This is a genomic window from Brevibacterium sp. AGC70 (assembly GCF_057334195.1).
The window spans coordinates 80,318-90,757 of sequence record NZ_JBHFIH010000005.1; the positions used below are offsets into that span (position 1 = coordinate 80,318).

General features: G+C 61.4%; 11 protein-coding genes. 10 read left to right on the plus strand and 1 reads right to left on the minus strand.

All coding sequences use genetic code 11. The annotated features are described in order from the left end of the window. Positions 1-11 precede the first annotated feature (11 nt). On the minus strand, positions 12-1,151 hold the full coding sequence (locus ACE03M_RS03990) for an SPFH domain-containing protein (protein WP_485932828.1): 1,140 nt from the start codon (positions 1,149-1,151) through the stop codon (positions 12-14). 142 nt (positions 1,152-1,293) lie between these two features. On the opposite strand from ACE03M_RS03990, the gene ACE03M_RS03995 reads away from it, so the two are divergent. From ACE03M_RS03995 to ACE03M_RS04040, 10 genes are all read left to right on the plus strand, one after another. After that, entirely contained in the window at positions 1,294-2,826 is a 1,533-nt protein-coding gene (locus ACE03M_RS03995; protein ID WP_143921529.1) for an alanine/glycine:cation symporter family protein, read from the plus strand. A gap of 93 nt (positions 2,827-2,919) precedes the next feature. After that, positions 2,920-3,234 (plus strand): chorismate mutase, encoded by a 315-nt coding sequence (locus tag ACE03M_RS04000; protein ID WP_143921530.1) that lies wholly within the window; start codon positions 2,920-2,922, stop codon positions 3,232-3,234. 176 nt (positions 3,235-3,410) lie between these two features. After that, the gene (gene rplU, locus ACE03M_RS04005) at positions 3,411-3,719 is read left to right on the plus strand and encodes a 50S ribosomal protein L21 (RefSeq protein WP_029417392.1); all 309 of its coding nucleotides are present in this window, start codon (positions 3,411-3,413) and stop codon (positions 3,717-3,719) included. A gap of 13 nt (positions 3,720-3,732) precedes the next feature. Beyond that, positions 3,733-3,984: a 50S ribosomal protein L27 gene (gene rpmA / locus ACE03M_RS04010; RefSeq protein WP_143921531.1), complete on the plus strand. Its 252-nt coding sequence runs from the start codon at positions 3,733-3,735 to the stop codon at positions 3,982-3,984. An 82-nt stretch (positions 3,985-4,066) separates the two neighbouring features. Then, positions 4,067-5,629 (plus strand): GTPase ObgE, encoded by a 1,563-nt coding sequence (gene obgE / locus ACE03M_RS04015; protein WP_143921532.1) that lies wholly within the window; start codon positions 4,067-4,069, stop codon positions 5,627-5,629. After that, positions 5,626-6,792 (plus strand): glutamate 5-kinase, encoded by a 1,167-nt coding sequence (gene proB, locus ACE03M_RS04020; RefSeq protein ID WP_143921533.1) that lies wholly within the window; start codon positions 5,626-5,628, stop codon positions 6,790-6,792. Before obgE ends, proB begins: the two co-directional genes overlap by 4 nt. A 3-nt stretch (positions 6,793-6,795) precedes the next feature. Then, entirely contained in the window at positions 6,796-8,085 is a 1,290-nt protein-coding gene (locus ACE03M_RS04025; RefSeq protein ID WP_485932829.1) for a glutamate-5-semialdehyde dehydrogenase, read from the plus strand. A 151-nt stretch (positions 8,086-8,236) separates the two neighbouring features. Continuing rightward, positions 8,237-8,401, plus strand: a complete 165-nt coding sequence (locus ACE03M_RS04030) for a hypothetical protein (protein ID WP_167389343.1) — start codon at positions 8,237-8,239, stop codon at positions 8,399-8,401. 1 nt (position 8,402) lies between these two features. After that, positions 8,403-9,008: a nicotinate-nucleotide adenylyltransferase gene (gene nadD / locus ACE03M_RS04035; RefSeq protein WP_143921535.1), complete on the plus strand. Its 606-nt coding sequence runs from the start codon at positions 8,403-8,405 to the stop codon at positions 9,006-9,008. After that, the gene (locus ACE03M_RS04040) at positions 9,001-10,377 is read left to right on the plus strand and encodes a hypothetical protein (protein ID WP_485932830.1); all 1,377 of its coding nucleotides are present in this window, start codon (positions 9,001-9,003) and stop codon (positions 10,375-10,377) included. The genes nadD and ACE03M_RS04040 overlap by 8 nt, the downstream gene beginning before the upstream one ends. Positions 10,378-10,440: the final 63 nt, after the last annotated feature.

Genomic DNA, 10,440 nt, shown 5'->3' on the forward strand with positions numbered 1-10,440 from the left:
CCCCCCACGCCTCAGTTCTTGGATTCCTGATTCCTCGTAGTACTGATGGTCGGCTGCGCAGCCTGATCACCGCAGAGTACGATCATCAGATTCGATACGAGATCGCTGCGCTCGAGATGTCCGAGCTTGACGATCCCGCGCCCCTCGATCTGCTCAATGGCGGTCTCGACCATGCCTACAGCACCTTCGACGATGAGCTGGCGGGCTGAAACAACCGCTGTAGCCTGCTGGCGTTGGAGCATGGCCCGTGCAATCTCTGCGGCGTAGGCCAGTTGCGTGATGCGCGATTCGATGATGGTCACGCCAGCGGCGGCGACTCGTGCTGCGACCTCATTGGAGAGTTTCGATGTGATCTCATCGGCGTTGTCGCGCAGAGACATCCGATTCGGATCCGAGGAATCGTAGGCATAGGAGTTTGCGATGTGGCGCACAGCTGTCTCGGCCTGGATCGCGACGAACTCCTCGAAGTCATCGACCTCGAACAGGGCCTGAGCCGTGTCTTGGACCTGCCAGACGACCACGGCGCCGATTTCGATCGGATTGCCGTCGAGGTCGTTGACCTTCAGTGTGGACGTCTCGTGATTGCGGATGCGTGTCGATACCTGAATCTTCGAATAGAAGGGGTTGACGAAGCGCAGCCCTGATTGGCGCACCGTGCCGACGTACTTCCCGTAGAGCTGGAGCACGACAGCATTGCCCGGAGCCACGGAGGTGCACCCCTTGAACATGAACATCGAGGCAATGAACATGACGATGGCGAGTGCGATGAGGATGACCCCGACCGCTGCCTGGGCAACGGTCATGATGAGCCCGAACACCGCGAGCAGAAGTGCCAGAATCAACAGGATGACCCCGCCGACGATAGCGAAATATCCAGATACGCCGCCCGCCGAGGTCTCCGTGACACGTTCGCCCTCGACCGATGTGATTCTCGACGGCCCAGGTCGGCTCTGTTCCGGAGGGATTCCAGGGGACCTCTGCGGTCCACCCTGAAGGGGCCGCTGCGGGTTACCCTGACGAACGGAACGCTGCGGGTTGCCCTGAGCACCGGATCCGGGATGCTGGCCGCGCCCGGGGAGAGGCTGCTGTGATGTCGGCTGAGATCCTGGCTGGTTCGGAGGCGGAAGGTGCTGATGAGGGTTCTGAGTCATGGTTTCAGTCTAGGACACAGACTGAGACGAGCATCTCACCAATACCTCCTCAGTGTGACGCACGTAACAGTTGGGTAACTGTATTCGTCTCCTGTGCTGTAGAGCTTGCCACCGTCCAAGGGGTGCGGCAGGTTATTGCACCATGAACACTTTGTTATTGGCAGCAGATGCCCCCAAATCACCGGTTGATGATGCAATCAACTCCTGGTTCGATCCGATCGCCACCTTCTTCGGCGGGATCATCTTCTTTCCCATCACCCTCGGCCCTGTTTCCTTCCCCTTCGTCGTTCTCTGGCTCATCGGTGCGGCACTCATCTTCAGTGTCTACTTCGGCTTCATCCAATTCCGCGGATTCAAGGTCTCACTCGAAGTCATCCGAGGAAAGCATTCGACCAAGAACGACCCCGGGGAGATCACACACTTCCAAGCTCTGGCCTCGGCACTGTCCGGCACCGTCGGACTGGGAAACATCGCCGGTGTCGGTGTCGCCATCGCCCTCGGCGGTCCCGGCGCCACCTTCTGGATGATCATCGCCGGCCTCCTCGGCATGTGTACGAAGTTCGTTGAGTGCACACTGGGCGTCAAGTACCGAGAGATCGACGAAAACGGCGTCGTCTACGGTGGTCCCTTCAAGTACCTGCCCATCGCATTCCGCAAGTTGTCGAAACCCGTCGCCTCAGTCCTCACCGGCATTTTCGCGGTATCCATCCTCATCTTCGGTGTCGTCGGCGGCGGGATGTTCCAGGCCAACCAGACCTTCGCTCAGGTGCGCACCGCTACGGGCGGCGCCGAGGGCTTCCTCGGCGGGGCCTTGGCGTCATTGATCTTCGGCATCATCTTCGCCGTGCTCGTCGGACTCGTCATCCTCGGCGGAATCCGGTCGATCGCCCACGTGACCGACAAGCTCGTTCCGGCGATGGGAATCTTCTACGTCATCTCCTGTCTGTTGGTCTTGACCATCAACTTCGCCCAGATCCCACAGGCCTTCGGCGAGATCTTCCAAGGGGCATTCGCACCTCAGGGGATCGCCGGCGGCATCGTCGGCGTCATGGTCATCGGTTTCCAGCGTTCGGCCTTCTCCAACGAAGCCGGCATCGGTTCGGCCGCCATCGCGCACTCAGCCGTCAAGACCCGTCGGCCGGTCTCAGAAGGCTTCGTTGCTCTGCTCGAGCCCTTCGTGGACACGGTCATCATCTGCACTATGACCGCTCTGACCATCATCGTCGCCAACCAGCCGTCCTACACCAATGACCTCGGTGAGGGTGAGATCGGCGGTGTGGCCTTGGCCTCGGACGCCTTCTCCACCGTCGCCGGTTGGTATCCGGTGCTTCTGGCTATCGCGGTCGCACTCTTCGCCTTCTCCACCCTCATCACCTGGGCCTACTACGGAGAACGTGCGTGGGCCTACCTCTTCGGCAAGTCGAAGGGCGCGGTCACAGTCTTCCGTGTGCTTGTCTGTGCGTTCGTGGTCATCGGGTGCATCGCCAGCTTCAGCAAGATCGTCGAGTTCGCCGATGCCGCCCTGTTCCTCTGTGCGTTCATCAACATCCTCGGCTTGTACATGCTGATGCCGGTGGTGAAGAAGGAGATGAAGAAGTATCTGGCCGACCGCAAGGCCGGTACGCTCATGGATCCCGACACGAAGGACGCCGTTCCTGTGGAGGAGATGGTCTGAGCGCAGCTTCTCTGAGGCCGATTCCGCAATGGCGCGGGGTCGGCCTCCGTGCGTCGTCGATGGATTGCCGCGAGTCTCGTTAGACTGGTGCACGTGGATCAGATCAACGACAAGACACATGCCCAGGAGCGGCTGTTGGAACTGCGCGGAAGCATTGACAACATCGACGCAGCGCTCATCCATCTGCTCGCCGAGAGATTCAAGCTCACAGAGACAGTCGGTGAGCTGAAGGCTGACCACGGTCTGCCTCCCGCAGATCCCGAGCGGGAGGGCAGGCAGGTCGCCCACCTCCGCAGGCTGGCCGAAGATGCGCACCTGGACCCGGAGTTCGCAGAGAAGTTCCTGACCTTCATCGTCGCCGAGGTGATCCGTCATCACGAACGGATCGCTGAGACCCGGGAGGCCTGAGTTCTTCAACTCGAGCGGTTTGCCCAACAGCGGTCGAATCCACTAGACTTGATCGTCGGTGCGCACGACGCACCACGGCTGGTGATTCCTCTCAATGGGACACCCGGGGAAAACCTTCCGCGGGAGCCAAGGGATCAACCGCCGTTCGTTTGTGTATGAACAGAAAGGGTTCGACCATGGTCTATGCCATTGTCCGTGCCGGTGGCCATCAGGAAAAGGTCAGCGTCGGAGACATCATCACAGTCAACCGAATGAAGGCGAAGGCCGGGGAAAGCGTCGAACTCGATGCAGTCCTCCTCGTCGACGGTGAGACTGTCACAACCGACGTTGATGCCCTGTCGAAGGTTGCGGTCAGCGCCGAGGTCGTCAATGAACTTCGCGGCCCCAAGATCATCATTCAGAAGTACAAGAACAAGACCGGTTACAAGAAGCGTCAGGGCCACCGCCAGGACCTCACCCGTCTGAAGATCACGAACATCAAGTAAGAGGAGACTTCACATGTCAAGCAAAAAGGGAGTCAGCTCGTCCCGCAACGGTCGCGACTCGAACGCGCAGTACCTCGGTGTGAAGCGCTTCGGCGGACAGGTTGTCAAGGCCGGCGAGATCATCGTTCGCCAGCGCGGAACCAAGTTCCACCCAGGCGCCAACGTCGGACGCGGCGGAGACGACACGCTCTTCGCACTGTCCGCAGGAGCCGTGGAATTCGGCAAACGCAATGGTCGCAAGATCGTCAACATCGTCGGCGCTTGATCGACTAGTTCTGTTTTTCCCCTGCTAGGGGTCCATGAAGGGTGAGTCTAGAGACTCACCCTTCATCTGATATAAGGACATTATGGCCACCGAGTTCATAGACCGTGTCACAGTCCATCTTTCCGCCGGAGACGGCGGCAACGGGTGCGCCTCGATCAGGCGCGAGAAGTTCAAACCTCTTGGCGGCCCTGACGGTGCCAACGGTGGTCAGGGCGGTGACGTCAAGTTCGTCGTCGACGCTCAGACCACAACGCTGCTCCCGCTGCACCACCGTCCGCATCTGACTGCAAACGACGGCGGCATCGGCAAGGGCGATCTGCGCCATGGTGCGGATGGCGGTGACCTCATCATCGCCGTCCCTGACGGCACGGTCGTGAAGAACCAGAACGGCGAGATCATCGCCGACCTCGTCGATGCCGGAACAGAATACGTCGCTGCCGCAGGTGGCCGCGGCGGCCTCGGCAACGCGGCTCTGGCTTCGTCCAAGCGCAAGGCCCCGGGCTTCGCCCTGTTGGGTGAGCCGGGCGAAGCACTCAGCTTGGTGCTCGAGCTCAAGACGATCGCTGACATCGCGCTCGTCGGCTACCCCTCAGCCGGCAAATCCAGCCTCATCGCGGCCATGTCTGAAGCCAAGCCGAAGATCGCGGACTATCCGTTCACCACACTCGTGCCCAACCTCGGCGTGGTCCAGGCCGGCGACGTGCGATACACTATCGCCGATGTCCCAGGCCTCATCCCGGGAGCATCAGAAGGCAAGGGCCTCGGTCTTGAGTTCCTCCGACACGTCGAACGCTGTGCCGGATTGGTCCATGTCGTCGACATGGCGACATGGGAGCCGGGCCGTGATCCCGTCTCGGACCTGACCATCATCGAATCGGAACTCGCTGCCTATGCTGTCGACCTCGATGACGGAAACGGTCTGCTGCCTCTGTCGGAACGTCCCAAGCTCGTGGCGCTGAACAAGGTCGACATCCCCGACGGCAATGACTTGGCCGATATCGTCCGGCCCGATCTGGAGGCCGCCGGTTATCGAGTATTTGAGATTTCCGCCGTCAGCCACACGGGTCTGCGGGAGCTGTCCTTCGCGATGGCTGAACTCGTCTCGGCCGAACGTGAGCGTCGGGCAGAGTTCGAGGCGACGCCGAAGCGAGTCGTCATCCGCCCTAAGGCCGTTGACGACCGTGGCTTCCAGATTCAAGCCGAAAGCGACGAGGACGGTCCTGTCTTCCGCATCCGCGGCGTCAAACCCGAGCGGTGGGTGCGGCAGACAGACTTCGCCAACGACGAGGCCGTCGGTTATCTCGCAGATCGCCTCGATCGCCTCGGAGTCGAAGAGTCACTGTTCAAAGCCGGAGCGAAGCCAGGTGACACCATCGTGATCGGCGGAGACGACGGCGTCGTCTTCGACTGGGATCCGACAAGCGTCGGCGGCGCCGAGCTGCTGGGCAGCCGCGGTACCGACCTGCGTCTGGATGAGGATGCCCGTTCCACTCGTAAGGAACGCAAGGCCGCATTCCACGATCGTATGGATGCGAAGGCCGCTGTTCGTGCCGAGTTCGAACAGGAGCGCCTCGCAGAGCGTGCCGGTCGCGGACGCGAAAGTTCGACCGGCATCACCTCCGATTCCGAGTCCGGTCAGGAATGAGCGACAGCCAGTCCACCGATTCTGGCAGCATCTCGGCGCGCACCGACATCGCAGCTGCACGCCGCATCGTGATCAAGGTCGGCTCTTCGTCACTGACCACCCTCGACGGAGGGTTGGACGAGGCGAAGCTGATCGCGCTCACCGATGTCATCGGTGCCCATCGCTCCGCCGGACATGAAGTCATCCTCGTGTCCTCCGGCGCGATTGCGGCCGGGCTCGAACCCATGGGGCTCAATAAACGGCCCCGTGACCTTGCCACACAGCAGGCCGCTGCCGGAGTCGGCCAGGGTCTGCTCATGGCCGCCTACACCCGGGCGCTGGGTCGCTACGACCTGGTGCCCGGTCAGGTGCTGCTCTCAGCCGATGACCTGATCCGACGCACTCGGTACAAGAACGCTCAACGTGCCATCGACAAACTTCTGGCTCTCGGGACACTGCCGATCGTCAACGAGAACGATGCTGTGGCGACAGAAGAGATCCGTTTCGGTGACAATGATCGACTGGCTGCACTTGTCGCACACCTGTCGCACGCAGACGCCCTCGTTCTGCTCTCCGACGTCGACGCTCTCTATTCGGGCCCGCCGAATCTGGCCGATTCTGTGTGCATCGAGCAGGTTTCCTCCATCGCCGATCTCGGCGACATCGCCATCGGTGGGACCGGGGCCGCCGGCACCGGCACAGGGGGCATGGCGACGAAGGTCGAAGCCGCGCTCATGGTTGCCGACTCGGGAATACCCGCGGTGCTGACCTCGGCAGAGAAGATCTCAGCAGTGCTCGGTGGTCAACACGTGGGCACGTGGTTCTCGGTGACGCATAAACGTCGGGGGACACGTCTGCTTTGGCTGCGCCATCTGGCCCGCACCTTCGGCTCGGTGACCATCGACGATGGGGCCGAATCCGCCGTGCTCTCCCGCGGAACCTCGCTGCTGGCTGCCGGTGTGACCGGTGTGACCGGTGACTTCGAAGCTGGCGACCCGATCGAGATTCGGAACCTCGGTGGTGAAGTCATCGCCCGCGGCATGACCAACTTCTCATCGCAGGAGCTGCCCGGGATGTTCGGCATGTCCACGGACGAACTTGGCACCCGACTCGGAAATGATTACCGTAAAGAGGTCATCCATCGCAATGATCTCGTACTCACGCACGTGAGCGGGGGGAGATAATCCATGACCGCTGTATCCGAGATACATCCCAAGACCGTCCGGGGTGTCACCAGAGTAGTCAGGAACGCAAAGAGCGCTGCCGCTCACCTGGCGACATCATCGACGGCAGAGAAGGACGCCGGGCTGCGCGCGATCGCCGACGCCCTGCGTGAGAATTCCGAGCGAATCGTCAAAGCCAATGAAGTCGACATCGCCGCCGGCATCGACAACGGAATGAACTCAGGTCTCCTCGACCGCCTGCGACTCGACCATGATCGCATCGAAGCCATGGCCGCATCAGTGGGGACGGTCATCGATCTTGACGATCCAGTGGGCAACGTCGTCGTGGGACGAGTTCTGCCCAACGGCATCAGACTGACTCAGAACCGTGTGCCCATGGGAGTCATCGGTGCGATCTACGAAGCCCGTCCCAACGTCACTGTCGACATCGCGATCCTCGCGCTCAAGGCCGGCAATGCCAGCGTCCTGCGCGGAGGCTCAGCGGCCCAGAACTCCAATGCTGAGATCGTCTCCGTGCTGCGCAAAGCCGTGGAATCGGCTGGTCTGCCTGCAGATTCGATCAGCGGAATCGACCAGTTCGGACGTGACGGTGCCAACGTGCTCATGAACGCGCGTGACTACGTCGACCTCCTCATTCCACGCGGTGGCGCTGAACTCATCAACACAGTGGTGCAGGATTCGCTGGTTCCGGTGATCGAAACCGGAATCGGGAATGTCCATATGTTCATCGATTCATCGGCCACCGTCAAGAATTCGGTCGACCTCGTGGTCAACTCGAAGACACATCGTCCCAGTGTCTGCAACTCGCTTGAGACCCTGTTGGTCCATGAGAAGGCAGCCAAGCGCGTCCTTCCCAAGATACTCGACCGCCTCGACAAGGCCGGAGTCGTTCTGCACGCCGACACCACTGTCGCGGCGTTGGCACCGGAGACGATGAAGGTCAAACGTGTCTCTCGACGCGACTGGGCCAAGGAATACCTTGACCTCGAACTGGCGGTGAAGGTCGTGTCGGGAATCGACGAGGCGATCGAGCATATTCGCGCCTATTCCTCAGGCCACACCGAGGTGATCGTGACTAAGGACATCGACAATGCTGAGACATTCGTCACTGCCATCGACGCCGCAGCAGTCGGAGTCAACGTGTCCACACGGTTCACCGATGGGGGAGAGCTCGGCTTCGGTGCAGAGGTGGGAATCTCGACCCAGAAGCTCCACGCCCGCGGACCCATGGGAGTCGAACAGCTGACGACCACGAAGTGGGTCATGATGGGCAATGGTCAGATCCGCAGCTGACGCAGACCGGGCCAAAGCACACCGACGGTGCACTCAGACGCCACCGATACTTACGTCGATGCCCACTTGTCTCACCGTTCATGAGAAACTGAAAGCATAAGCACTGCGACGCAGACAGACCGCGTCATCATCATCGAGAAGGAGAGAGCACGTGAACGCAGCCCTGTTGACCACCGTTGCCGAAGGCGCGGAGAAGGCAGCCCACCACACCGAATTGCCCATGGATCCGATCTTCTTCGGACTCATCACCCTCGCGATCTTCCTCTCGATGGCAGCAGTGAGCCGGTCGTGGAAGGGCATCTCCAACCGCCACTGATATGGCTAAGCAAACACGCAGGGTCGGTGTCATGGGTGGCACCTTCGATCCCATTCACCACGGTCACCTGGTCGCAGCCAGTGAGGTGCAGTCGACCTTTGATCTCGACGAGGTCGTCTTCGTACCCACCGGACGTCCCTATCAGAAGGATGCCGGAGAGGTCACCAGCGCCGAACATCGGTATCTGATGACCGTCATCGCAACCGCGTCGAACCCGCGCTTCACAGTCTCTCGAGCCGACGTTGATCGTCCAGGTCCCACTTATACCATCGATACCCTGCGGGACCTGGCCAGGAACTACGGATCCGACACAGAGATGTTCTTCATCACCGGCGCGGACGCTTTGGCTCAGATCCTGACGTGGAAGAATGTAGACGAGCTGTTTTCCTTGGCTCACTTCGTCGGAGTGAGTCGCCCGGGGCACGAACTTCGCAGTGAGGGCCTTCCGGTGGACAGGTTGAGCTTGGTGCAGATCCCTGCACTGTCGATATCGTCCACGGATTGCAGACTACGGGTGATGGATGGGGCGCCCGTCTGGTATCTCGTACCGGACGGGGTCGTTCAGTACATCGCGAAATACGAGTTGTACAGGAGTGAAAATGGCTGAGGAGCAGTTCACGTCACGCCGTGCCAGGCGAGAAGCCGAGCGGGTGGCTGCGGAACAGGCGTTCGAAGCACGAGAGACACCTGAGCAGCCAAAAGAGCCGTCATCGAACGATCGATCCGACCTGCTGAGCCCGCCGCCAGCACGGGGCCAGGCACCCGACTCGCCGGCGGACACCGAGTCACCGTCTCAAGCCGTACCTGAGCGCGGCGCTTCATCTGCCGACCAGGCGCAGGAGTCGCGACCTCCGGTCGAAGCGGCGGAGCCCGTCGATCCTCAACAAGCCCCCTTGCCCCATTTCGATTCGCGCACCGCCCGTAAAAGCTACCTTCGCGATAACGGGCTGTCTCGTGAAGGCGACCTCTCCACCGGAGCGACCCCTGTCGTCGCAGGACCGGGAACGACAGCGCCCGAGGAATCAGACGAGGCTGCCGCCGGCGAGAACGAATCCTTCGACACCGCTGGATTCGGCGGTTCGGCCGACGAAGTCGCCGCACGAGACTTCGAATCTCCGGTCACCGCGGCCTCCGCACCGCGACCGACTGCCTTCGACGATGCCCCGCGCGATGCACTCTCCCAGCCGATCGAAGATCTGGACCCGGGAGCAGCAGCGACCAGCTCCCCGTCGGGACCTGCAGAATCGCCAGTCAAAGATTATGCTCTTTCGTCTGCTCCTAGGCGGCCCGCCGCTGAACCAGCGCCGCCTGTACAGCCGAAGCCTGAGCCGGCCCAGCCTGAGCAGCACACGGAGGACTCACCAGACCCGGCGCAGGCACCAGCCCCGGCCCAGGCACCAACTCCGGCGCAGTCATCAGGACTTGGACAGTCAGCAGCCGCCGGCGATGCGCTCAACGATGATGCCACCGATGAGGGCGGCGGGACGAGCCGCTCACGGCGGATGCCGATCGTGCAGCCGCCGAGCAGCTCCGGAGTCCGGGTCGTCACAGCCGCCTCGGCCCAGATCCCGGAGGTCGACAGTCCGGCGGCGACTCCAGACACCGGCACCGATCAGCCTTCGAAGGCCCGCGGCGACTCCGGCCGAGGCCAGAACGCAGGGACGACATCAACCAACGACTCGTCTGCTGCAGGCACTGGAACCTCGTCCGATGACGCGGCTCGCGCACTTGCGGCCAACCCCGAGACCCGTCCGATGGAAACCGTTCCAGAGGCCTGGGCACTTCCCAATCCTGATTACGAGGACGAAGAGACTGAGAATCCTCCGGGGACACGTATTCGCGCCAGCGAGGTCACCGGTCACGACGGCCGGATCCTTGTTGGGGAAGAACCATCCAAAGTACCCTATGTAGTGCTGGGTGTTGCTGCGCTCTTCGCAGTCGCACTCATCGTCATTGCACTGGTCATGTTGCTGTAATCATCTGAAAGGCTCTTGTGAGCGAGACCGTTGAATCAACCCAAATGCTGAGGACTGCCGCCC